This is a genomic window from Aeromonas bestiarum, assembly GCF_028751155.1.
GTDB lineage: Bacteria > Pseudomonadota > Gammaproteobacteria > Enterobacterales > Aeromonadaceae > Aeromonas > Aeromonas bestiarum.
Map to the genome: position 1 here is coordinate 2,567,473 of NZ_CP064746.1, position 22,402 is coordinate 2,589,874.

Annotated in this window: 18 protein-coding genes; 9 read left to right on the forward strand and 9 right to left on the reverse strand. The window is 64.1% G+C overall.

Annotated elements, in window-relative coordinates; genetic code table 11:
* Positions 1-9: 9 nt before the first annotated feature.
* The 7 genes from arcD to IU367_RS11945 all read right to left on the reverse strand — a co-directional run bounded on the left by arcD (position 10) and on the right by IU367_RS11945 (position 8,434).
* Entirely contained in the window at positions 10-1,446 is a 1,437-nt protein-coding gene (arcD, locus tag IU367_RS11915) for an arginine-ornithine antiporter (protein WP_042871706.1), read from the reverse strand.
* Between the two features lie 388 nt (positions 1,447-1,834).
* A complete protein-coding gene (locus IU367_RS11920; protein WP_274451977.1) occupies positions 1,835-2,596 on the reverse strand; it encodes an SDR family oxidoreductase in 762 nt (253 codons plus the stop codon).
* A gap of 65 nt (positions 2,597-2,661) precedes the next feature.
* Positions 2,662-3,594: a 3-hydroxyisobutyrate dehydrogenase gene (gene mmsB / locus IU367_RS11925; protein ID WP_274451978.1), complete on the reverse strand. Its 933-nt coding sequence runs from the start codon at positions 3,592-3,594 to the stop codon at positions 2,662-2,664.
* An 80-nt stretch (positions 3,595-3,674) separates the two neighbouring features.
* The gene (locus IU367_RS11930) at positions 3,675-4,787 is read right to left on the reverse strand and encodes an enoyl-CoA hydratase/isomerase family protein (RefSeq protein WP_274451979.1); all 1,113 of its coding nucleotides are present in this window, start codon (positions 4,785-4,787) and stop codon (positions 3,675-3,677) included.
* Positions 4,780-5,577, reverse strand: a complete 798-nt coding sequence (locus tag IU367_RS11935) for an enoyl-CoA hydratase (protein ID WP_274451980.1) — start codon at positions 5,575-5,577, stop codon at positions 4,780-4,782. Before IU367_RS11935 ends, IU367_RS11930 begins: the two co-directional genes overlap by 8 nt.
* 139 nt (positions 5,578-5,716) lie before the next feature.
* Entirely contained in the window at positions 5,717-6,874 is a 1,158-nt protein-coding gene (locus IU367_RS11940) for an acyl-CoA dehydrogenase family protein (protein WP_274451981.1), read from the reverse strand.
* Positions 6,875-6,922: 48 nt separating this feature from the next.
* A complete protein-coding gene (locus IU367_RS11945; RefSeq protein WP_274451982.1) occupies positions 6,923-8,434 on the reverse strand; it encodes a CoA-acylating methylmalonate-semialdehyde dehydrogenase in 1,512 nt (503 codons plus the stop codon).
* A 253-nt stretch (positions 8,435-8,687) separates the two neighbouring features.
* Here IU367_RS11945 and IU367_RS11950 point away from each other — a divergent pair, with 253 nt between their 5' ends.
* From IU367_RS11950 to IU367_RS11990, 9 genes are all read left to right on the forward strand, one after another.
* Positions 8,688-9,845 carry an isovaleryl-CoA dehydrogenase gene (locus IU367_RS11950; protein WP_103473059.1) on the forward strand — a complete coding sequence of 386 codons (1,158 nt, stop codon included), beginning with the start codon at positions 8,688-8,690 and terminating at the stop codon, positions 9,843-9,845.
* A 55-nt stretch (positions 9,846-9,900) separates the two neighbouring features.
* Positions 9,901-11,502: a carboxyl transferase domain-containing protein gene (locus IU367_RS11955; RefSeq protein ID WP_274451983.1), complete on the forward strand. Its 1,602-nt coding sequence runs from the start codon at positions 9,901-9,903 to the stop codon at positions 11,500-11,502.
* A 10-nt stretch (positions 11,503-11,512) separates the two neighbouring features.
* On the forward strand, positions 11,513-12,352 hold the full coding sequence (locus IU367_RS11960; RefSeq protein ID WP_274451984.1) for an enoyl-CoA hydratase-related protein: 840 nt from the start codon (positions 11,513-11,515) through the stop codon (positions 12,350-12,352).
* Between the two features lie 109 nt (positions 12,353-12,461).
* On the forward strand, positions 12,462-14,426 hold the full coding sequence (locus tag IU367_RS11965; protein ID WP_274451985.1) for an acetyl/propionyl/methylcrotonyl-CoA carboxylase subunit alpha: 1,965 nt from the start codon (positions 12,462-12,464) through the stop codon (positions 14,424-14,426).
* A 14-nt stretch (positions 14,427-14,440) separates the two neighbouring features.
* A complete protein-coding gene (locus IU367_RS11970) occupies positions 14,441-15,385 on the forward strand; it encodes a hydroxymethylglutaryl-CoA lyase (protein ID WP_274454382.1) in 945 nt (314 codons plus the stop codon).
* A 74-nt stretch (positions 15,386-15,459) separates the two neighbouring features.
* The gene (locus IU367_RS11975; protein WP_043555852.1) at positions 15,460-15,870 is read left to right on the forward strand and encodes a MerR family transcriptional regulator; all 411 of its coding nucleotides are present in this window, start codon (positions 15,460-15,462) and stop codon (positions 15,868-15,870) included.
* Positions 15,871-15,907: 37 nt separating this feature from the next.
* The gene (locus IU367_RS11980) at positions 15,908-16,669 is read left to right on the forward strand and encodes a substrate-binding periplasmic protein (RefSeq protein WP_274451986.1); all 762 of its coding nucleotides are present in this window, start codon (positions 15,908-15,910) and stop codon (positions 16,667-16,669) included.
* 48 nt (positions 16,670-16,717) lie between these two features.
* Positions 16,718-19,609: a DUF748 domain-containing protein gene (locus IU367_RS11985; RefSeq protein ID WP_274451987.1), complete on the forward strand. Its 2,892-nt coding sequence runs from the start codon at positions 16,718-16,720 to the stop codon at positions 19,607-19,609.
* A 680-nt stretch (positions 19,610-20,289) separates the two neighbouring features.
* Positions 20,290-20,886: an acetate uptake transporter gene (locus tag IU367_RS11990; protein WP_043136288.1), complete on the forward strand. Its 597-nt coding sequence runs from the start codon at positions 20,290-20,292 to the stop codon at positions 20,884-20,886.
* A gap of 85 nt (positions 20,887-20,971) precedes the next feature.
* On the opposite strand, the gene IU367_RS11995 is transcribed toward IU367_RS11990, so the two are convergent.
* Together IU367_RS11995 and IU367_RS12000 are read right to left on the reverse strand one after the other, a co-directional pair.
* The gene (locus tag IU367_RS11995; protein WP_043136292.1) at positions 20,972-21,781 is read right to left on the reverse strand and encodes a M90 family metallopeptidase; all 810 of its coding nucleotides are present in this window, start codon (positions 21,779-21,781) and stop codon (positions 20,972-20,974) included.
* An 18-nt stretch (positions 21,782-21,799) separates the two neighbouring features.
* Positions 21,800-22,237, reverse strand: a complete 438-nt coding sequence (locus IU367_RS12000; RefSeq protein WP_274451988.1) for a GNAT family N-acetyltransferase — start codon at positions 22,235-22,237, stop codon at positions 21,800-21,802.
* Between the last annotated feature and the right edge of the window lie 165 nt (positions 22,238-22,402).

A 22,402-nucleotide genomic window follows, 5' to 3' on the forward strand; every position in this document is an offset into this window, starting at 1 on the left:
TTGTGCCGGTTAACTCAAGGGAATGGTACCGTCCATCACCTTGTAGAAGGCCAGCACGGCGCAACCGAGCAGGGCCGCCGTCATCCCCTGCTCCAGCCGGTTGAGGCCGCGCAGCCCGTGGTGCTGGCGCGCCTTCCAGTAGATGAAGATGCCGGGGCTGTAGAGCAGCGCCACCAGCAGCAGGTATTCCACCCCGGCGGCATAGACCAGCCAGCAGCCGTAGAGGGTGGCCACCAGCGCCAGCAGCAGATCGCGCTTGCGCTGATGGGGCTGACCCTCGTAGGTCTCCCCTTTCAGCGCCAGCTTGAGGCCATAGGCACCGGAGAAGACATAGGGCACCAGCGCCGCCGAGGTGGCGATGTTGACCAGCGCCAGATAGGTGCTGCTCTGGAAGTAGATGATGATGAGGAAGATCTGCACCAGGCAGGTGGAGCACCAGAGCGACACCTTGGGCGAGCCGTTCTTGTTCTCCTTGGCAAACCAGCCAGGGAAGACCCCTGTCTTGCCCGCGATATAGGGCACTTCCGCCGCCAGTACCGTCCAGCTCAGCAGAGCCCCCATCACGGAGATCACCAGACCTATGTTGATGAGCCAGGCGCCCCAGGGGCCCACCACGGCTTCCAGGATCATGGCGGTGGACGGGTTCTTGAGGGCGGCCAGCTGCGGCTGACTCATGACGCCGAGGGAGAACAGGGTCACCATGACGTAGAGCGCCAGCGCGCCGAGCAGCGCCAGCACGGTGGCACGGCCCACGTCCTTGCGATGACGGGCGCGGGCGGAGACTACCACGGCCCCTTCGATGCCGATGAAGACCCAGAGCGTCACCTTCATGGTGGACTTGACCTGATCCATCACGGAACCCAGCTCCACGTTGTCGTGGCCCCAGATATCCAGAGTGAAGGTCTGCATGTTGAAGGCAAGCAGTATGGCCACGCAGAACACGATGAGCGGCACCATCTTGGCGATGGTGGTGACTATGTTCACCAGGGCCGCGACCTGGATCCCGCGCAGCACCAGGGCGTGCACCGACCAGATGAGGAGGGAGGCGAGCGTGATGGCCACGGGCGTGTTGCCGTCGCCGAAGATGACATTGTCCGGCGTGTCGAAGAAGTAGCTCAGGGCGCTGAACACCACTATGGCGTAGGAGACGTTGGCCAGCAGCTGACAGAGCCAGTAACCCCAGGCGGCGTTGAAGCCGATGAAATCGCCGAAACCGGCCTTGGCATAACTGAAGATACCGCCATCGAGATCCGGGCGGCGCATGGAGAGATTCTGGTAAACCAGCGCGAGACAGATCATGCCAAGACCTGTGATGGCCCACCCCAGGGCGACGGCCCCGGCGCTGGCATGAGCGGCAATATTTTGTGGCAGACTGAAGACCCCGGCGCCGACCATGGAGCCGATCACCAGCGAGATGAGGGCGCCAAGCCCTAGTTTCTTGTCCATCTCAATCCTGTTTGATTAGGCGGCGGTAGAGCATCCGTATTCATACTGCGCGCAATATGGGAGGGGCGAAAAATCCGTACCCCGTGAAAAAGGCGGCAACTATATTGCATGACTATTCCGACCGCAATCCCTCGTACCGTCAATCATGCACCGTCTTGACCGCGCGCAATTCTACAGCACTGACCTCAAGCGCCTGTGAGCTGGCTCAAATTAAGAAAGACCCGTTGATATTTCACATTTTTCCATGACTTCGCCCCCGTTTTTCGGAGCAGACCTGCATGAGCATGCAGCTTGCAGCCTGGGTCGGCAGCATCGACTGCTGACAAACGTTTCAATAAAAATGCCCCTGTACCAGGGGCCAGGGGCATCTGCAAAAGGCAGCCGGAATTTAGAGTCGCAAGCCGCCGTCGAGCTCTATCATGCGGCCGGACAGATAGTCATTGGCGAGAATAAAATGCACGGTTTCGGCCAGCTGGTGCGCCTGCCCCAGGCTGCCGACCGGAATGGCCTGCTGCATGCGCGCCATCGCCTCCGGTTTCATCGCCGCCGTCATGTCGGTGGCAAACACCCCGGGGGCTATGCCCATGACCCGAATATTGTGGCGGGCCAGCTCCCGCGCCCAGGTCACCACCAGGGAGGCCACCCCGGCCTTGCTGGCGGCATAGTTGCTCTGGCCGATATTGCCGGCGCGGGCGATGGAGGAGATGTTGACGATGACGCCCCCCTGCCCGCCTTTGGCCATCAGGGCCGCCCCTTCGCGACCACAGAGGAAGGTGCCGGTGAGGTTGACGTCGATGACGGCCTGCCACTGGGCCAGACTCATCTTCTCCACCAGTTCGCCCTCTTTCACCTTGATGAGCATGCCGTCCCGCAGGATCCCCGCGCAGTTGACGAGGCCATGCAGGGCGCCACATTGCTCTTTAATCGCGGCAAAGGTCGTCTCCACCTCGGCTTCACTCGCCACGTTGCAGACGAACAGGGCGCACTGGCCATCGCGACTGCGCAGCTCGGCTTCGGTCACCTCCAGATCGGTGCGATTGACATCGATCAACGCCAGCACGGCGCCTTGACTGGCCAGGCTCAGGGCGATGGCGCGGCCGAGCCCCCTGCCCGCCCCCGTGATGGCGATGACTTTCTGCTTGATATCCATGGGTACTCCTTGTTGTTAACTGAGTTGCAGCCCGCTTGATGAGGTGATGAGCAAACTGCCGCAGACTAACCGGCCTGTGACGGGTCCAGCGTTTTATCCAGATAGAGCTCGACGATACTGGAAAAATCCTTGCTCTCCTGGCCCTGGCTTGCGTGCAGGTTGAACAGGTTGCGGGCAAGGGCTCCCATGGGCACGGCGCTGTGGGCATGTTCGGCCAGGGCCATGGCCAGCCCCAGATCTTTCACCATCAGCCGGGTCATGAAGCCCCCCTGATAGTTGCGGGCGGCAGGCACGTTCTCCATCACGCCAGGCCAGGGGTTGTAGCGCTCCAGGCTCCAGTTGTTGCCTGAGCTCTTGCCCATGATGGTGGAGAGCACGCCCGGATCCAGCCCCTCCTTCACCCCGAGCGCCAGCGCCTCGGCGGTGCCCGCCATGTGGATGGCAAGCAGCATGTTGTTGCACATCTTGGCGATCTGGCCTGCCCCGAGCGCCCCGGCATGAAACAGGTTCTGCCCCATGTGAGCCAGAATGGGCCTGGCTGCCTCGAAATCCGCCAGTTCGCCGCCGACGATAAAGGTGAGGCTCCCCGCCGCCGCCCCGGCGACGCCACCCGAGACGGGGGCATCGATAAAGCGGATCCCCCGGGCTCGTGCCGCCTCCCCCACCTGGCGGGCCGAGGCCACGTCTATGGTGGAACAATCGATCACCAGGGCCCCCGCGGGCAAGGCTGCCAGCAGATCCTGTCCTCCCCGCTCTCCGGCACTCTCGCCGAGCCAGAGCCCGCGCACGTGCTCACCGGCGGGCAGCATGCTGATGACCACATCGCAATCGGCCACCGTTTCGCGGGCATCCCCGGCGGCGATACAACCGGCGGCGATCGCCTTGGCGACACTCTCCGGCATCAAGTCAAACACCCGGACCCCGTGCCCCGCCCTGGCCAGGTTGGCGGCCATGGGCCCCCCCATGTTGCCCAGCCCGATAAACCCAATCCTTGTCATCTCGTCTGCTCCTTGCCGTGCTGGTGCTGGCTATCCAGCAACCTGTGTCTGTTGATCCGCCCTGACGCCCTCTCGAAGGCTCAAGGCGCCAGGGGATTTTTCCCCTCGGGCCAGCGATAGAAGGCATCCAGCCAGTCAGTGCCGGGCTGAGGCGCCTGCCAGCGCGGGGACTTGTCCTTGTCGATGAGCAGCGCCCTAACCCCTTCCACAAAATCCCCCCTCAGCACGCAGTTGACCGAGAGTGCCAACTCATCGGCAAACACCTCGGCCAGCGACTGGCGGCGCGCCTGCCAGTACTGGCGCCACAGGATGGCGCGGCTGATGGGGCTGCCACTGCGACATGTGTCGCGAGCCTGCGCCAGGCTCCCTTCGCCAAGCTCGGGAGCGAAGGCGGCATCGTATAACCGATCCAGTACCCCTTGCAGGGTGCGCCCGGCCAGCAGGGCATCGATCTTGGCCTGATGGGGCAAGATCACAGGCGCTGGCAGCGGCTGGTCCGCCTCTGCGTGCAAGCCGCTCAGCAACCGTTCGATCTGCTCGCGCGGTTCGGCCTTTGCCCCCCACGCCAACGCGGCCAGTCGCGGCAACAAGGCAGCACGCTCACTGCTGGCGATGGCGTGATCCGCCAGCCCCAGGCCGATGGCATCCGCGCCGTTGAAACGGGCGCCGGTCAGCCCGAGCCAGAGCCCGAGTCGCCCCGGCATGCGGCTTAAAAACCAGCTGGCCCCCACGTCCGGGTAGAGGCCTATGGTCACCTCCGGCATGGCGAACAGGCTCTTCTCGGTCACCACCCGAAAGTCGGCACCGGCGAACAGGCCTATGCCGCCCCCCATGCAGATACCGTCCGCCACGCAGATGAGGGGCTTGCCGTAGCTGTGGATATGGTGGTCGAGCCGATACTCCTGCTCAAAGAAATCCCGCGCATAACCAAACAGCGCCTGCTCGCTCTCCTCCTGCTGGCGGTAATAGAAGGAGCGAATGTCGCCGCCGGCGCAAAATGCCTTCTCACCGGCCCCCTGCAACAAGACGCAGACGATGGCCGGGTCCTGCTCCCAGCGGGTCAACGCCGCCTGCAACAACTGGATCATCTCAAGGCTCAATGCATTGAGGGAGGCGGGGCTGTCCAGAGTCAGCACACCGATCTGATGGCCGTCCGCCGTGGGATGGGTCTCTATGCGAACCGATTCACTCATTCGTCACTCCATTGGATTTTTCATACTGCCAGCGGGGCGGGCGCTTCTCCAAAAAGGCCGCCACCCCTTCACGCTGGTTGGCGTCTGCAAACAGCTCAAGGAACAGGCTGCGCTCCAGCGGCAGCGCCGCGTCCCGATGGCCGCTGCGCCCCTGATTGATAAGCTGCTTGCAGGCGCGCAGGGCGCTCGGGCTCTGACGTTCCACCAGCTGGGCCATCTGGTGCGCCGCGTCCCAGGCGTGGCCTTCTTTGACCACCTCCTCCACCAGCCCCATCTCGTAGGCCAAGGTGGCGCTCACCTTCTCGCCACAGAGGATCATCCGCTTGGCCCAGCCCGGTCCCACCAGCTCGGTGAGGCGCTGGGTACCACCAGCGCAGGGCAGCAAGCCCACGGAGGCCTCCGGCAACCCCAGCTTGGCCTGCTGCTCGGCGATGCGGATGTCGCAGGCCAGCGCCACCTCCAGCCCGCCACCCATGGCGTAACCATTGATGGCGGCTATGCTGACGCCGTGGAAACCGGCCAGCGCCTCGAAGGCGCGACCGAAGGCCTCGGCCACCTCGCGAGCATGGTCCAGATCGCCGTCGGCAAACATCTTGAGATCGGCGCCGGCGCAGAAAAACTTGTCCCCCGCCCCGCGGATCACCAGGGCCACCACATCGGGGCGGCTGTCTAGCTCCACCATCATCTGCAAGAAGGCTTGCAGGCTGGCCAGGGTCCAGGTGTTGGCGGGCGGATGGTCGAGGGTGATATAGGCCACGTGACCGTGATATTCGAGCCTGATCCTTGTCATTGCATTGTCCTTGTGAATGAGACTGCCCCATGATGACAGGGTTGAATGGAGCCAACCTTCGGCCGGCTCACAAAGCCTGCGACGAGTCGCGCCGGCCGCATCGTCAGGGCGGGCTACCGTGGATGGCGGCCCCATCCCGCTACTCCAGCGACAGACCGGGATCCGCCAGCAGGCGGCGGGCTATGATCAGCCGCATCACTTCGTTGGTGCCTTCCAGGATACGGTGGACCCGGGTATCGCGCAGGTAGCGCTCCAGCGGATACTCGCGGATATAACCATAGCCGCCAAAGAGTTGCAGAGCCTCGTCACAGACGCGATAACCCACGTCGGTGGCAAACCGCTTGGCCATGGCGCACCAGGCACTCTTGTCCGGGCTGCCCCTGTCCAGCTTGTCGGCGGCCTGGCGTACCATCAGCCGCGCCGCCGCCAACTCGGTGGCCATGTCGGCGAGGCGAAACTGCACGCTCTGAAATTCGCTGATGGGGTGGCCAAACTGCTGGCGCTGCTGCACATGGGCTAGCGCATCATCCAGCGCCTGCTGGGCTGTGCCCACAGAGCAGGTGGCGATATTGATGCGCCCGCCATCCAGCGCCTGCATGGCGAACTTGAATCCCTCCCCCTCCTGCCCCAGCCGATAGCTGGCGGGAATGCGCACCCCGTTGAAGGCCACCTCCCGGGTCGGCTGGCTGTTCCAGCCCATCTTCTCTTCCGCCTTGCCGTAGACAATTCCTTCACTGTCGGCGGGCACCATGAAGGCGGAGATCCCCTTGGCCCCGTCGCCCCCGGTGCGGGCCATCACCACCAGCACGTCCGTGCTGCCCGCCCCCGAGATGAACACCTTGCTGCCGTCGATGAGGTAGTCCTCGCCGTCACGCACAGCACGGGTCTTGAGGGCCGCTGCATCTGAGCCAGCACCGGGCTCGGTAAGGCAATAAGAGCCCAGCAGTTCGCCGCTGGCGAGCCTGGGCACCCACTGCTCGGCGACATCGCCAGGCAGCCAGCTGCCCAGCATCCAGCTCACCATGTTGTGGATGGTCAGATAAGCCGTGGTGGAGGTGCAGCCCATGGCGAGGCGCTCGAAGATGAGGCTGGCATCGAGCCGGGGCAGGCCGAGCCCGCCATACTGCTCCGGGGTATAGAGGCCGCAAAAGCCGAGCGCCGCCGCCTGCTTGATGGTGGGGATGGGAAACTCGTGATCTCTGTCCCAGCGGGCGGCATGGGGTTTGAGCGCCTCATTGGCAAAGGCGGTGGCCGCCTCGACATAAGCCTGTTGATCCTCGGTCAGGGTAAAATCCATCTTGTCCGCTTCCTTGTGTCCTTTGTCTGTTGTCTCTTTGGCCCACGCTCAACGCAGGCTGATGGTCATATTGGGGCCGGTCGGGATATCCTCGTCGAACCAGCGTTCGGTCACCGTCTTGGTCTCGGTGTAGAAGCGCACCGCCTGCTTGCCGTAGGCGTGCAGATCCCCGTAGAAGGAGCCGCGCCAGCCGGTGAAGGAGAAAAATGGCAGCGGCACCGGAATGGGCACGTTGATCCCCACCTGACCCACGGCCACCTCGTGGCGAAACTTGCGGGCCGCCGCGCCGCAGCCGGTGAAGATGGAGGTGCCATTGCCATAGGGGTTGTTGTTGATGAGGGTCAGCGCCTCGTCCAGGCTCTCCACTTCCAGACAGGCGAGCACGGGGCCGAAGATCTCCTCTTTATAAATCCGCATCTCTGGGGTCACGCCGCGAAACAGGGTCGGCCCCACCCAGTTGCCCACCGGATAGCCCGCCACATCACAGAAGCGGCCATCGAGCAGGCACTCGGCCCCCTCCTTGATCCCCGCCTCGATGAGGCCCTCTACCCTGACTTTCGCCTCCGGGCTGATGAGAGGACCATAAGCTGCCTCGGGATCGTGCCAGACCCCGGGTTTCACCTTGGCAAACTCGGCCGCAAGCTCGGGGATCCAGTCGCGGGCGGAGCCCACGAACACAGCCACGCTGATGGCCATGCAGCGTTGCCCGGCCGCGCCGACGCCGGCCCCCACCAGGTTGCTCAGCACCTGCCCCTTGTTGGCGTCCGGCATGATCACCATGTGATTCTTGGCACCGACGAAACACTGGGCCCGCTTGAGGTGTTCGGTGGCGGTGCGATAGACGTGAGCCCCGACCCGGGCCGAGCCGACGAAGCTGACCGCCTTCACATCCGGATGACACAACAGCGCATCCACCTGTTCGGCGCCGCCGTGTACAACGGAGAGTATGCCCTTGGGGGCCCCCGCCTCGGTGAACAACTCGGCCAGCCGCATGGGGGTGAGCGGGTCCTGCTCGGAAGGCTTGAGCACGAAGCCGTTGCCGCAGGCCACCGCCAGCGGAAACATCCACAGGGGTATCATGGCGGGGAAGTTGAACGGCGTGATGCCGACACAGACCCCCAGCGGCTGCACCCAGGAGTGGCCATCGACCCGGCGCGCCACGTTGCCCATGGTCTCCCCCATGGTCTGGCTGGCGATGCCGCAGGCCTGCTCCACCACCTCGATGCCGCGCCACACATCCCCCCTGGCATCCGCCAGATTCTTGCCGGTCTCCCGGGCCAGCAGGGATGCCAGCTCATCGTGATGGGCCTTGAGCAGATGCTGGTAGTTGAACATGACCCGTGCCCGCTCGGGGGCTGGCACATCCCGCCACAGCAGATAGGCGTCGTGGGCGCTGCGCACCGCGCGCGCCACCTCGGCCGGGGTGGCTTTGGGCACGCGTGCCAGCAGGCTCTGATCCGCCGGGTTGGTCACCTCGATCCATGCCTCGCTCGTGGAAGCGCAGGCCTCGCCACCGATATAAAGCGGCACATCGCCGTACTGGGTCTGATGGTTGCTCATGCCCTGCTCTCCTTGCTGGCAGACTGCAATGGGTACTGGCTGGTCATGCCGCTCACTCCTTGAGTTCGGTTGGTGGAGGGAGACGAGCCACCTTGCAGCCGCCACCCGACAAATTTACCTTAGACTAACAATCAATTTACGTTTACGCTAACGTAAACTTAACGCACAGATGGACTGACCAGTTTGACCCCCCTATTTCGGCTCGTCGGGGCAACCAGACAGGTGAGCACCCGTCATTCAAAGGAGAGCAAGGATGCACGCAGTGATGGATGAGACCCTCCGCGCCCTGACCGAGCAGGTCGAGGCCTTCTGCCAGAAAGTGATAGCGCCGCGCGCCGCCGAGATCGATCAGAGCAACGCCTTCCCGCGCGATCTCTGGCCGCAAATGGGCGAACTCGGGCTGCACGGCATTACGGTGGCGGAGGAGTATGACGGCGTGAGCCTCGGCTATCTGGCCCACGTGCTGGTGATGGAGCAGGTGAGCCGCGCCAGCGCCTCGGTCGGCCTCTCCTACGGTGCCCACTCCAACCTCTGTATCAACCAGATCCACCGCCACGGCACCCCTGATCAGAAGGCACGCTATCTGCCCGCCCTCGTCAGCGGCAAACACGTGGGAGCCCTGGCCATGAGCGAGCCGGGGGCCGGCTCAGATGTGGTCAGCATGCGGCTGACCGCAGATAAAGAGGGCGATCACTTCGTGCTGAACGGCACCAAGATGTGGATCACCAATGGCCCTGACGCCGACACCTTCGTCATCTATGCCAAGACGGATGCCAAGGCCGGCGCCAGGGGAATATCGGCCTTTATCGTCGAGGCGGGCACCCCCGGTTTCACCACGGCCCAGAAGCTCGACAAGCTCGGCATGCGCGGCTCCAGCACCTGCGAGCTGGTGTTCGACAACTGCCGCGTCCCGCAACAGAACCTGCTCGGCACCCTGCACGGCGGGGTCAAGGTGCTGATGAGCGGCCTCGATTACGAGCGGGTGGTGCTGGCGGCGGGCCCCCTCGGCATCATGCAGGCCTGCATGGATGTGGTGCTGCCCTATGTGCGCGAGCGCAAACAGTTCGGCCAGGCCATCGGCGAGTTCCAGCTGGTACAGGGCAAGCTGGCGGACATGTACACCCGGCTGGCCAGCAGCCGCGCCCTGGTCTACTCGGTGGCCGCGGCCTGCGATCAGGGTCATGACAGTCACCTAATTCGCAAGGATTGCGCCGCCGCCATCCTGTTTGCCGCCGAGAATGCCACCCAGATGGCGCTGGATGCCATTCAGCTGTTGGGGGGCAACGGCTACATCAACGAATACCCCACAGGCCGCCTGCTGCGGGACGCCAAGCTCTACGAGATAGGCGCCGGCACTTCGGAAATCCGTCGCTGGCTCATCGGCCGTGAGCTGATGGGAGAGAATGCATGAAGCCTCTCCTGTTACTCCCTGATATCGGCAGCAACACTCTGATGGGGGAAGACGCATGAGCCGGATCCACTCCCGCCTCGACACGGCGAGCCCCGAATTTGCCGAGAGCCGCTCGGCCATGCTGGCACTGGTCGAGGATCTCAATGCCCGTCTCGACGAGATAGCCCAGGGCGGCGGCGAGGCCAACAACGCCCGCCATCAGGCCCGTGGCAAGCTGCTGCCCCGCGAGCGCATCAACCAGCTGCTGGACCCGGGCTCCCCCTTTCTCGAACTCTCTGCACTGGCCGCCTGGCAGGTCTATGACGAGCCTGTGCCCGCCGCCGGCATCATCACTGGGCTGGGCCAGATTGCGGGCCGGCTCTGCCTGCTGGTGGTGAATGATGCCACCGTCAAGGGGGGCACCTACTACCCGCTCACGGTGAAAAAGCACCTGCGCGCCCAGGCCATCGCCGAGCGGCTGCGCCTGCCCTGCCTCTATCTGGTGGATTCCGGCGGCGCCTTCCTGCCCATGCAGGATGAGGTGTTTCCCGACCGGGAGCACTTCGGTCGCATCTTCTACAACCAGGCCCGCATGTCGGCCCGGAACATCCCCCAGCTGGCGGTGGTAATGGGGCTGTGCACCGCAGGCGGCGCCTATGTGCCCGCCATGGCGGACGAATCCATCATGGTCAAGAACCAGGCCACCATCTTTCTGGCGGGGCCGCCGCTGGTCAAGGCGGCCACGGGCGAGGAGATCAGCGCCGAGGCCCTCGGCGGCGGCGAGGTGCACTGCGCCCATTCAGGCGTGGCGGATCACCTGGCCAGGGACGATGCCCATGCGCTGGCCATAGCCCGCACGTTAGTTGGCAACCTGGGAGAACACGCCACTCCATCCGCTTCAGCCTACGAAGCCCCCTGTTATCCGATAGAAGATCTCTACGGTCTGGTGGGCACCAGCCTAAAACGCGCCTATGACGCCCGCGAGCTCATCGCCCGCCTGGTGGACGGCTCCGCGTTTGACGAATTCAAGGCACTGTTTGGCACCACGCTGGTTACCGGCTTCGCCCGGATCGAGAGCATGCAGGTGGGGATCCTCGCCAACAATGGCGTGCTGCACAGCGACAGCGCCCAGAAAGGCGCTCACTTCATCCAGCTCTGCAACAGGCGCGGGATCCCCCTGCTGTTCCTGCAAAACATCACCGGCTTTATGGTAGGCAGTGCAGCCGAGCGAGAAGGCATCGCCAAGCATGGCGCCAAGCTGGTCACCGCCGTGGCCTGCAGCCGGGTGCCCAAAATCACCCTCATCGTCGGCGGCAGCTTCGGTGCCGGCAACTACGGCATGTGCGGCCGCGCCTATGAGCCCGACTTTCTGTTCAGCTGGCCCAACAGCCGCATCTCTGTGATGGGGGGCGAGCAGGCCGCCGGCGTGCTGGTGCAGGTGCGCCGCGACAAGCTGGCCGCCGAGGGCAAGCCATTGAGCGAGCAGGAAGCCGACGCCATCCGCGCGCCCGTGATCGCCCAGTACGAACGGCAGGGTCATCCCTACTACGCCAGCGCAAGGCTGTGGGATGATGGCGTCATAGATCCCGCCCAGAGCCGCACCGTACTGGCGCTGGCGCTGGCCGCTTGTCAGGGGGCCGAGACAGGCCCGGAACAGTACGGCATCTTCCGGATGTAAGGAGTTCGACATGTCCGATCCACTTTTCAGCGGCGCCCAGCAAGGATTTCGCCTGGAGCGTCACGGTCCGCTGGCCGAGCTGGTGCTCTCGCGCTCCGCCTGCCACAACGCCTTCGATGCCGACCTCATGCTGGGGCTGCTCGATTGCCTCGACGATCTGGCCCATCACCACGGTCACGACCTCGCCGAGCGACCCCATGCCCTCTTGCTGCGGGCTGAGGGCAGGCACTTTTGCGCCGGTGCCGATCTCAACTGGATGCGCAACCTGGCCCACGCCGATTTCGAGCACAACCGGGAAGACGCCCGGGTGCTGGCGCGGCTGATGCAAACCCTGGACGAGCTGCCCTTCCCCACGGTGGCGCTGGTGCAGGGCGCGGCCTATGGCGGGGCGCTCGGCCTTGTCTGCGCCTGCGATCTGGTGCTGGCGAGCGAGGATGCCCGCTTCTGCCTCTCCGAGGTGAGCCTGGGGCTGGTGCCTGCGGTGATCAGCCCCTATGTGGTGCGCGCCATGGGCATGCGCCAGGCGCGCCGCTACATGCTGAGCGCCGAGCCCTTCGATGCCATCACCGCCTGTCGACTCAATGTGGCGCACCAGCTGGCCAAGCCGGAGCAGTTGCTGGCCGAAGGGCGCGCGCTGGCCCTGCGGCTGTGTCGCAACGGCCCGGAGGCGATGAAGGAGACCAAGCGGCTGCTGGCCGCCATCGAGAGCCATGGCGCCAGCCTGCACGAAGAGAAAACCGTCGAGACCATAGCCCGGGTGCGGGTCGGACTCGAGGCCCAGGAGGGCATGCAGGCCTTCTTCGATAAACGTCCCCCCGCCTGGCGCCCCCGTTTCAAGGATGAAGCATGACCCAAGATCACCCTATCAAGCACCGGCTGATCGCCCACAGTGGCGAGGATAGCCGCGGTGCGGATCAACACATCAGGCCCCTGTGTACCTTTATGAGCGAGGCGAAAAAATGACCCATCAGGCTCCCATCAAGCGCCTGCTGATTGCCAATAGAGGCGAAATCGCCGTGCGCATCATCAAGACGGCCCGGCGCCTCGGCATCCACACTATCGCCCTCTACTCGGACGCCGACGCCTGCGCCATGCATGTGCGGGAAGCCGACGAAGCCTGGCATCTGGGGCCGGCTCCCGCACGGGAGAGCTACCTCGACGCCGCCAAGGTATTGCGCATCGCCCAGCAGGCCAGGGCCGACGCCATCCACCCCGGTTACGGCTTCTTGTCGGAGAACAGCGACTTTGCCACCGCCTGCGAACAGCGTGGCCTGCGCTTCATAGGCCCGAGCGGCGCCGCCATTCTCGCCATGGGCGACAAGTCGGGGGCCAAGGCGTTGATGCTGGCGGCCGGCGTGCCCGTGCTGCCCGGCTATCACGACGCGGATCAACGCTCCGAGTGGCTGCGCGAGCAGGCCTTGCTGACCGGCTTCCCGCTCCTTATCAAGGCCGCCAGCGGCGGCGGTGGCAAAGGGATGCGCCGGGTCGATCGGATAGATGAATTCGATGCTGCGCTGGCGGCGGTAAAACGCGAGGCGCAGGCCGCCTTCGGGGATGATCATGTGCTGCTCGAACGCTATCTGGCCCGCGCCCGCCACGTGGAGGTGCAGGTGTTTGCCGATAGCCTGGGCAACGCCATCTACTTGGGGGACAGGGACTGCTCCTTGCAGCGCCGCCACCAGAAGGTGATCGAAGAGGCCCCCGCCCCTGACATCGCACCGGCGCTGCGCCGCACCATGGGCGAGGCGGCCGTCGCGGCGGCCAGGGCCATCGACTATCGGGGGGCCGGCACCATAGAGTTTCTGCTGTGCGGAGATGAGTTCTTCTTCATGGAGATGAACACCCGCCTGCAGGTGGAGCACCCGGTCACCGAGGCCGTCACCGGTCAGGATCTGGTGGCCTGGCAGTTGGCGGTGGCCGAAGGCAAGCCGCTGCCGCTCACCCAGGAGGAGGTGGTGCTGCGTGGCCACGCGGTGGAGGCGCGCCTCTACGCCGAGGACGTGGGGGCCGGTTTCCTGCCCGCCAGCGGCCCCATCCAGTGGCTCAGCTGGCCCAAGGGGGGGCGCATCGATACCGGCGTCGCCGCCGGTGATGAGGTGAGCCCCTATTACGATCCCATGATCGCCAAGCTCATCGCCCACGGCCAGAGCCGCGCCGAGGCCTTTGCCAGCCTGGCCGATGCGCTGGCGGCGCTGGAGCTGGGCCCCCTGGTACACAACGGGGCGCTGCTGCTGCGCCTGTGTCAGGAGCCGGACGTGCTGGCCATGCGCCATCACACCCAGTGGCCCATCCCCACCGAGCCGCAAGCCATCCCGGAGCTGGCCTGGCCGCTGGCCACCCTCTGGCTCGCCAGCCGCAGTGCCGACGACTCCCCCTGGCAACAGGCGCGCGGCTTTCGCTTGGGGGCCAGCAGGCACTGGACGGCGGCGGTGCGCATCGGCGAGGAGGCCCGGGTGCTGACCCTGTCCGAGCGCGCCGGCACGCTGACGTGGCAGGGGGGATCACTCCCCTGCGAGCTGGGCGCCGATCATATCCGCCTGCAGCAGGCAGGACACTGGCAGCGCTACCCCGTCCAGACGCTGACCGCCACCGAGTGCGTGTTGCTGCTCGATGGCCAGCGCATCCGCTTCTGCGCCGATGATCAGCACCATCAGCTGCATCATGATCAGGACACAGGCGCCGCACAGGGCGCAACGGCCCCCATGCACGGCATAGTCGTGGCGCTGCTGGTCGAGACCGGCCAGCGCGTCAGCAAGGGCCAACCCCTGCTGGTGCTGGAGGCGATGAAGATGGAGCACGTCTTGAAAGCCGACCGGGATGGGGTGATCGAGACCCTGCAATGCAAACAGGGGGAACAGGTGAGTCAGGGGGCCATACTGGTGCGCTTTGCCGATGCCGTGGATCAACAAGAGAGCGGGTCATGAAGAGAGAATCAGGAATGCAGGATGACAAGGTGAGCCTGGTGGAGATGGGCCCGCGCGACGGCCTGCAAAACGAGGCCAGTACCCTGCCGCTCGTCCAGCGGCTGGAGCTTGTTCAGCGCCTCGCCGAGAGCGGCCTGCAGCGCATCGAGGTGGGGGCCTTCGTCTCTCCCAAAAAAGTGCCGCAGATGGCGGACTCCGCCGAACTTTTCAAGGTCCTGCCGCGCAAGGGACCGACCCGCTACGGCGCCCTGGTGCCCAACCTGCAGGGCTTGCAGGCGGCCATTGCCGCCCGCGCCGACGAAATTGGCCTCTTCACCGCCTGCTCCGATGGCTTTACCCGCGCCAACATCGGCATCGGCGTGGAGGAGTCCCTGATACGCTTCGCCCCCCTGGTGCTGGAGGCGCGCCGCCTCGGCATCAAGGTGCGCGGTTATCTCTCCACCGTCATCGCCTGCCCGTTCGACGGCCCTACCCGCCCGAAACGGGTCGCGGCCATGGCCGAGCGGCTGCTGGATCTCGGCTGTCACGAGATCTCCCTGGGCGACACCATAGGGGTCGGCACCCCTGGCACTGTGGCGCCCATGCTGGATGCTGTGCTGCACGAGATCCCGGCGGGCCGGCTCGCGGTACACTTTCACGACACCTATGGCCAGGGGCTGGCCAACCTGCTGCCGGCGCTGGAGCGCGGCATCCGCACCATAGACTGCTCTGTGGCCGGGCTGGGCGGTTGCCCCTATGCGCCGGGGGCCTCCGGCAACGTCGCCTCGGAAGAGGTGGTCTATCTGCTGCACGGCCTTGGCATGAGCACAGGGGTGAGTCTCGATAAATTGGCCGCCACCGGCCAGTGGGTGAGCGAGCAGCTCGGTCGCCCCAACGGCTCGCGAGTCGGCCAGGCCCTGCACGCCAACGCCCTGCGGCTTCGCGCCGCGCTGTCAATGGAAGCACAGCATGATCTCTGATCCCCCGCCAGGCGGGCCCGGCCTCCCAGAGCCCAAGCGACTGCAGACCCGATTTGCCACAGGAGCGCACCATGATGCCTGATCCCCTGCCCGGCAAGGAGATCACCTACAGCATCTCCGAGCTGGCCCACGAGTTTGATATCACGCCGCGCACCATCCGCTACTACGAGGATGAAGGCTTGATCACCCCGACCCGAGAGGGCCAGACCCGCATCTACAGCCACAAGGACAAGATCCGGCTCAAGTTGACCCTGCGCGGCAAGCGGCTCGGCTTCAGCCTGGCGGAGATCCGCGAGCTGTTCGACATGTATGACACGGACAGATCGAGCAAGACCCAGCTTCACTCCATGATCCAGCTCATCGACGCCAAGCGCCAATCCCTGCGCCAGCAGCTGGAAGACATCCAGATGGTGATGGCGGAGCTGGAGGCCGCCGAGCAGCGCTGTGCAAATTCCCTCAACAGCTTGAAAACCAGCGCAGATTAACCGAATCTGGGATCATCTCACCGCCCTGGAGCCCCCCATGAAACGCTGGTGCTGCTGGTTGTTATTGCTCTGCTCCACGGCATGGAGCCACCCCCTGATCAAGGTCGGGGGCTACCCCTATGCCCCCTTCGTGGTCAAGGAGGGTGACAACAGCTATCGCGGGCTGACCCTGGATCTCATCGCCGAACTCAACGAGATCCAACGGGATGTGCGCTTCGTGTTCGTGCCCACCTCGGCCTCCCATCGCTACCAGGCGCTGGCGCTCGGTCGCTTCTCCCTCATGCTGTTCGAGGACATCCACTGGGACTGGAATGCGGATCAGGTACGCATGACCCGGCCCCTGCTGCTGGGAGGCGAGATCTATGTTGCGCTCAAGGCACCGGACCGGGATCAATCCTTCTTCGAGCACCTGGAGCAGCGTCGGCTGATCGGCGTCACCGGCTATCACTACGGGGTCGCCGATTTCAATGCCACCCCGGCGGAGCTGAAGCAACGTTTTGACATCACCCTGGTCAAGGACAACATCAGTGCCCTGCAGGGACTGTTCAAGGGGCGCGGCGAGGTGGCCATGCTCAACCTCTCCTACCTGAACCAGTTCAGCAAACAGTATCCGCAGCAGGCCGCCCGCCTGCTGCGATCGGACAAATGGGATCAGCAATACGAACTCAGGGCGCTGCTCAGTCCGACGGCCAGCGTCTCGGCCAGCCAGCTGGAAGCCTGGCTGGCCGCGTTGCAGAGCAGTGGAAGACTGACACGCCTTTGGACAAAGTACGGCGTACAGCATCAAGCGGCACCATGATCATCGCCTGAGATTTTGGTACCCTATGCGCATCAATTGGAGACCTTCATGCCCAAGCCCCTGCGTGCCCGCCTGCTGCGCTACGTCCTTTACTCTTGCGCCGTATTGCTCATCTCCCTGTTCATCCTGTTATGGCAAGCCCCCACCCTCACCCAGCGCCACCTGCCGGGCTGGCTGGCCAAGCATTATGGTCTGAACCTGACTCTGGGGGAGATAAGCGTCGGCCTGCGTCACCCCTCCCTCACCATAGGTTCCTCGGCACTGCTCGATGAAAAACAGCAACCCATCATCGCCTTCGAGCAGTTGCAGGTTATCCCCGCACTTGGCGAAAGCTGGCGCCAGAAGGCCATCATACTGAGCGACGCCAGCCTCACCCGGCCAACGGTGCAGCTTGTTCGGCTCCCGGACGACAAGGGGGCCATCCGCTTCAACCTGACCGAGGCCCTGGCCCGTTTGCTGGCCCCCACGCAGACGCCCGAACCGGCCGGCGGCGAACCGCCCCTGGTACAGATAACCAGGCTGGCCGCCACTGCGGGCCATCTCCGCTATCAGGACAGTCGCAAGAGCAGCAGCCTGGGCTGGGTGCCGCCGCTCACCCTGAGCGGGCTCGAATTGCAGTTGCCGGATTTCACCACGGCGCCGACCCACACCAACCAGTTTCAGTTGAGCGCCATCCTCAACCAGCGCAGCCCGCTCAAGGCCAATGGCCAGCTCGATATCATGACGGGGGCAGGCAAGGGCCGGATCAGCCTGGGCAAACTGGCGCTCTCGCCCTTCGCACCGCTCTGGGCCCCCTATCTCAGGGTCAATCTGGTGAAGGGCGAGGCCAGTGCCGAACTGGATTACCGGCTCACGCCGGGCAAGCAGGGGCTGGATTGGCAGCTCGCCAAGGGCAAGCTGACCCTGAACGACTGGCAGCTCAGGCAGAGCAAGGGGGCCGAGTTTGCCCGCTTCAAGCAGCTGGCGCTGGCAGGCATTGCCATGGATGGCGGCAAGCAGTCGATCCAGATCGACAAGATAGCGCTCAAGGCCCCGGCCGTCAGCGCTGTACTCGATGCCAATCAGCAGCTGGATCTGGCCGCCCTGCTGATCCTGCAGGCCGCCGCCAAGCCGGCGGGCAAGCAAGCGGATAACGGCAAACCCTGGCGCTGGAGCCTCAAGCAGACACGCATCGAACAGGGTGAGCTCAAGCTGACCGAGTCGAGCAGCGGCAAGCCGCAACTGCGGGAACTCTCCGGGCTGAACCTCACCCTGGGCACCCTGAGCAGCCAGGCAGGCCAGCGCAGCCCGCTCACCCTCAATGCCACCCTCAACGCCCAGAGTACGCTGGGGTTTGACGGCGCCCTCACCCTCACCCCCTTCACCCTCGACGGGGATATCAAGCAGGCAGGGCTGCCCCTCAAGTGGGCCCAGCCCTACCTGCAGGATCTGTTGCGCATCAGCGTGCGCGATGGCCTGCTCGCCAGTCGCACCAAGCTGGCCATCGCCACCGATGCCAAGGGGGCACTGAGCCGGCTCGACGTCACGGGCGGGCTCGACATCGAGCGTCTCAATGTGCTGGATCGGGCCGACAATCAGCGTCTGCTGCAGATAGATCACCTGCAATTGAGCGGACTGCACTATGACGGCATCAGCCAGCAGGTGAAGATTGGCGACATCTTGCTGCGCAAGCCCTTTGCCCGCATCGAGATCGACGAGGACAGGGTGACCAACGTCCAGCAACTGCTGCTGCCGCAAGCCGCCAGTACCAAGCCGGCCAGCGGGCCCGCCCCCCGCATCACCATAGATCAGATCCGCACCGAGCAGGGCAACCTGCGCTTTGCCGATCGCAGCCTTAGCCCGGAGTTCGTGGTGGACATCGCCTCCCTCAGCGGCCAGAGCCGCCATATCAGCAACATTCCCGGCCAGCGTTCGGATCTCGCCTTCAACGGCAAGGTTGACCGCTATGCCCCCGTGACCATTCGCGGCGGCACCAACCTGCTGGTCGAGCAGCCGGTGCTGGACGTGGCCGTCACCTTCAACAACCTGGAGCTCACCACCTTCACCCCCTACTCCAGCACCTATGCGGGCTATGCCATCGACAAGGGGCAGCTCTCCATGAAGCTGAACTACAAGCTGCAGGGCAACCGACTGGAGGGGGACAACGACATCACCATCAAGAAGCTGCAACTGGGGGAGAAGATCAAGAGTGAGCAGGCCAAGGATCTGCCGCTGGGGCTGGCCATCGCCCTGCTCAGCGACGCCAATGGCGTCATCCAGATGAACCTCAAGGTGAAGGGCAATCTGGATCAGCCGGACTTCAGCCTGGGCAACATCTTCTGGGATGTGCTAAGCAACACGCTCAGCAAAGCCATCACTTCCCCCTTCTCCCTGCTCGCCTCCCTGGCCGGCGGCACCGAAGATCTGGACGAACTGCCCTTCCTGCCCGGTGAGCCGGATCTCACCCCCACCCAGCAGGCGAAGCTGGCCAAGCTGGCGCAGGCCCTCAAGGAGAGGCCCAAGCTCAGCATGAACATTCGCGGCAAGGTCAACTTCAACGAGGAGCGCCCCATCTTGCAGCGCCAGAAGCTGGAGCGGGCGCTGGCCAAGATCACGGGCGCACCGGTCGACCTCGCCCTGCTGGAGCAGGATCCCGCCCTGCAAGCGGCGCTGGCCGAAGCCTATGAGGCTCGCTTCAACGAGGATCTTGGGGATCTGGCCGATCGGCTGAAACTGGATGAGTCGAGCCCGGCCCTGCGCGCCCAGGCGGAGATCCTGCTGCGGGATCAGCAGCTGATCACCGCCAAGTCCCTGCGCAACCTCGCCATGCGCCGTGCCCAGAACACCAAGGAGTATCTGGTGGATACCCAGGGGATAGTGCCGGAGCGGCTGTTCGTGCTCGACAGCCAGGTCAAGGAAACAGACAAGGATGCCAAGGTCGTCCTGACCCTGGATGATTGACCAACAGCGGGGGGCCGAGAGGGTTCCCCCCTTGCTCACCATGCCTGTTCCCGTTGTCTTTTTGCATCGCCCCGCCTTGTCCACGGCGACCATTTTCCCCATAGCACCGCCATATGGCGGTGCTTGGGGGCGGCGTGATGGGGGCCAGGTTACTGGCGCCGGCACGACGATCCGTACCCCCTTCCCCGGATGCCTCGCTCTCGTTAGCCCGTTAGCCCGTTAGCCCGTTAGCCCGTTAGCCCGTTAGCCCGTTAGCCCGTTAGCCATCATGCTCTCCCTTCTCCGCGGCCCTGCCAAACCGGCTTGCTCCCAACATAAGCCGAGCTCTGTCCCAGCCTCATATGATAGTGACACACTCTTGTCTGATGGCATATGAGACTATTTATCGAACTGCAGAGCACTGCTCAGGCAATAAAAAGAGGGACAAGGCGCGCAGTCAAACATGCCCACGTCCTAATGTTGCTTACTTTCACAAAGCGCGCTTTTCATACAAAAAATCAACCTTGTCGGCGCTATTCATTCACCTGCCATCTACCTGAATGGCACGAATGGTCCATGGGGTAAAATTTCGTGTAGTTTTTTTACCATTTCTGCGGTTCCCCCTCTTGCTCGGGGCCAAGAGCCTGCCTAAAATCGCGCGTCTTTTATCAACCCCCACCTCTATTTTTGGAGAACGCCACGTGAGCGAAAAATTGGCCAACCCTGCCCCTCTGGGTCTGATGGGTTTCGGTATGACCACCATTCTGCTGAACATACATAACGCAGGTTTCTTCCCCATCAGCGCCATGATCCTGGCCATGGGCCTGTGCTATGGCGGTCTGGCCCAGATCATCGCCGGTATCATGGAGTTCAAGCGTGGCAACACCTTCGGTGTCACTGCCTTCATCTCCTACGGCACCTTCTGGTGGAGCCTGGTGTTCCTTCTGGTGATGCCGACCATGGGTCTGGCCGAAGCCACTCCCCACGCCTACATGGGCTGGTATCTGCTGATGTGGGGCATGTTCACCCTGTTCATGCTGGTTGGCACCGTCAACTACCCGCGCGTGAAGCAGTTCGTGTTCGCCTCCCTGACAGTGCTGTTCTTCCTGCTGGCCGCCCGTGACTTCACCGGCAGCACCCTGATCGGCACCATCGCCGGTTTCGAAGGTATCATCTGCGGCGCCAGCGCCATCTACCTGGCCATGGCCACAGTGATCAACGAGCAATTTGGCCGTACCGTGCTGCCGATTGGCGATCACAAGAAAGCCGCCGCCGTGCAGCTCAAGGCCGCCGCGTAAGCGCAGCCCCAGGCCCTCGCGCCCATGCAAAAAGGCACCCTCAGGGGTGCCTTTTGTTTATCTGCCGTTGGCAAGCCAGGGCGCGTCAACCCTGCAGTTCAGGCTCCCCTGCCAGCAAGCGGGTGGCCGGGAAACGCGTCGCCGGCTGCTGGCCGAAGAAGAGCACGAACTGCTCATACACGGCGGGATAGGTGTCACGCAGGCGCAGCGGATCGGTAAAGAAACTCTCGCTGCACACCGCAAAGAACTCGGCCGGGTGCTCGGCGGCATAAGGGTCGATGGCGGTCACCTCATGGCGGGCCAGCTGGGCATTCATGGCATCGAATGCCCCCTGCAACGCCTGGGTCCACTGGCGCGGATCCATGCCTGCCGGCAGTGGTGGTGCACCGTCGGCCTCCCCCCCCAGCATGTCGAGCTTGTGGGCCAGTTCGTGGATCACTAGGTTGAAGCCGTCCCAGTCTCCGTCCTGCTGCAGCTCGCTCCAGGCCAGCACCAGCGGCCCCTGCGGCCAGGACTCCCCGGCGTTCTCCTCTTCCCACTCGCTCACCAGACCGAACTCATCCTGCACCTCCTGACGACGGGTCACCGGCTCGGGGATCAGGATGATTTCGTGAAAGCCGCGATACCAGTCGAGCCCCAGATGCAAAATGGGCAGCACGGCCTGCAGGGCCAGCACGGCCTGCTGGCGAGGAGTGAGCTCGACGCCAATCTGGGTGAGCGTCTTGCGAGCCAGAAACTGCTGCGCCAGCGCAACCAACCGCAGCTGATCGCTGTGGGTAAATCCTTGCAAAATGGGCACGGCGGCCAGCGCCTGCTGCCACTCCAACGCACCCGGGGCATTCTCTTCCTGCCGGGATGCACCACCAAACAGACTCCATAACCTGGACCAGAACACATGGACTCCTCTTGCTGATCAGAATGATTTCACGAACCGTTTCGGGCGTTCAAGATAGCCCTGCGCCAGATAGAAGCGATGGGCCCCCTCACGCTTGAGACTGCTGGAGAGCTCCAGCTGGCTGCAACCCTGCGCCAAAGCGCTGGCTTCTGCCGCCGCCAGCAAGGCGGCCCCCACACCCGCCCCCCTTGCACCTTCATCGACGACCAGCGCCGAGATCAGGCCCCAGTCTGGGGCAACATGCAAGGGCCGCAGGCGGTGCCACACCAGCACGCCCGCCACCTCATCCCCATCACAGGCAAGCAGCACCTCGCTAGCAGGATCCTGCCTGCCCCAGCGCTCGCCCACCTCGGCCGGGCTGGCGGGATAGCCAAGCTGCCCGAACAGCTGCGCCATGGCATCGGCATCCGCCTGCCCGGCGGGCCGGATCTGCCACGCGTCTCTTTCCATCTTCATCTTTGGCCTCCATTTTGCTCTGTCTCAGCCCCCCCAATCCATCCAGGAGAAAATGGCGATGATAAAGGGGTTGCGCCGTATCGTGTCCAGTCAAATCGACCATTTGTTAATGTCAATTCACAAATTAACAAGCCGACAACATATTTAACTGGGAAGCCCATGAAC

What these genes read in the sequence shown, in the direction of transcription:
- IU367_RS11980 (WP_274451986.1), top strand. Translation starts at nt 15,908, where the DNA reads ATGAAACGCTGGTGCTGCTGGTTGTTATTGCTCTGCTCCACGGCATGG.
- IU367_RS11970 (WP_274454382.1), top strand. Translation starts at nt 14,441, where the DNA reads ATGCAGGATGACAAGGTGAGCCTGGTGGAGATGGGCCCGCGCGACGGC.
- IU367_RS11940 (WP_274451981.1), bottom strand. Translation starts at nt 6,874, where the DNA reads ATGGATTTTACCCTGACCGAGGATCAACAGGCTTATGTCGAGGCGGCC.
- IU367_RS11975 (WP_043555852.1), top strand. Translation starts at nt 15,460, where the DNA reads ATGCCTGATCCCCTGCCCGGCAAGGAGATCACCTACAGCATCTCCGAG.
- mmsB (WP_274451978.1), bottom strand. Translation starts at nt 3,594, where the DNA reads ATGACAAGGATTGGGTTTATCGGGCTGGGCAACATGGGGGGGCCCATG.
- IU367_RS11955 (WP_274451983.1), top strand. Translation starts at nt 9,901, where the DNA reads ATGAGCCGGATCCACTCCCGCCTCGACACGGCGAGCCCCGAATTTGCC.
- IU367_RS11985 (WP_274451987.1), top strand. Translation starts at nt 16,718, where the DNA reads ATGCCCAAGCCCCTGCGTGCCCGCCTGCTGCGCTACGTCCTTTACTCT.
- IU367_RS11950 (WP_103473059.1), top strand. Translation starts at nt 8,688, where the DNA reads ATGCACGCAGTGATGGATGAGACCCTCCGCGCCCTGACCGAGCAGGTC.
- IU367_RS11935 (WP_274451980.1), bottom strand. Translation starts at nt 5,577, where the DNA reads ATGACAAGGATCAGGCTCGAATATCACGGTCACGTGGCCTATATCACC.
- arcD (WP_042871706.1), bottom strand. Translation starts at nt 1,446, where the DNA reads ATGGACAAGAAACTAGGGCTTGGCGCCCTCATCTCGCTGGTGATCGGC.
- IU367_RS12000 (WP_274451988.1), bottom strand. Translation starts at nt 22,237, where the DNA reads ATGAAGATGGAAAGAGACGCGTGGCAGATCCGGCCCGCCGGGCAGGCG.
- IU367_RS11930 (WP_274451979.1), bottom strand. Translation starts at nt 4,787, where the DNA reads ATGAGTGAATCGGTTCGCATAGAGACCCATCCCACGGCGGACGGCCAT.
- IU367_RS11960 (WP_274451984.1), top strand. Translation starts at nt 11,513, where the DNA reads ATGTCCGATCCACTTTTCAGCGGCGCCCAGCAAGGATTTCGCCTGGAG.
- IU367_RS11945 (WP_274451982.1), bottom strand. Translation starts at nt 8,434, where the DNA reads ATGAGCAACCATCAGACCCAGTACGGCGATGTGCCGCTTTATATCGGT.
- IU367_RS11965 (WP_274451985.1), top strand. Translation starts at nt 12,462, where the DNA reads ATGACCCATCAGGCTCCCATCAAGCGCCTGCTGATTGCCAATAGAGGC.
- IU367_RS11920 (WP_274451977.1), bottom strand. Translation starts at nt 2,596, where the DNA reads ATGGATATCAAGCAGAAAGTCATCGCCATCACGGGGGCGGGCAGGGGG.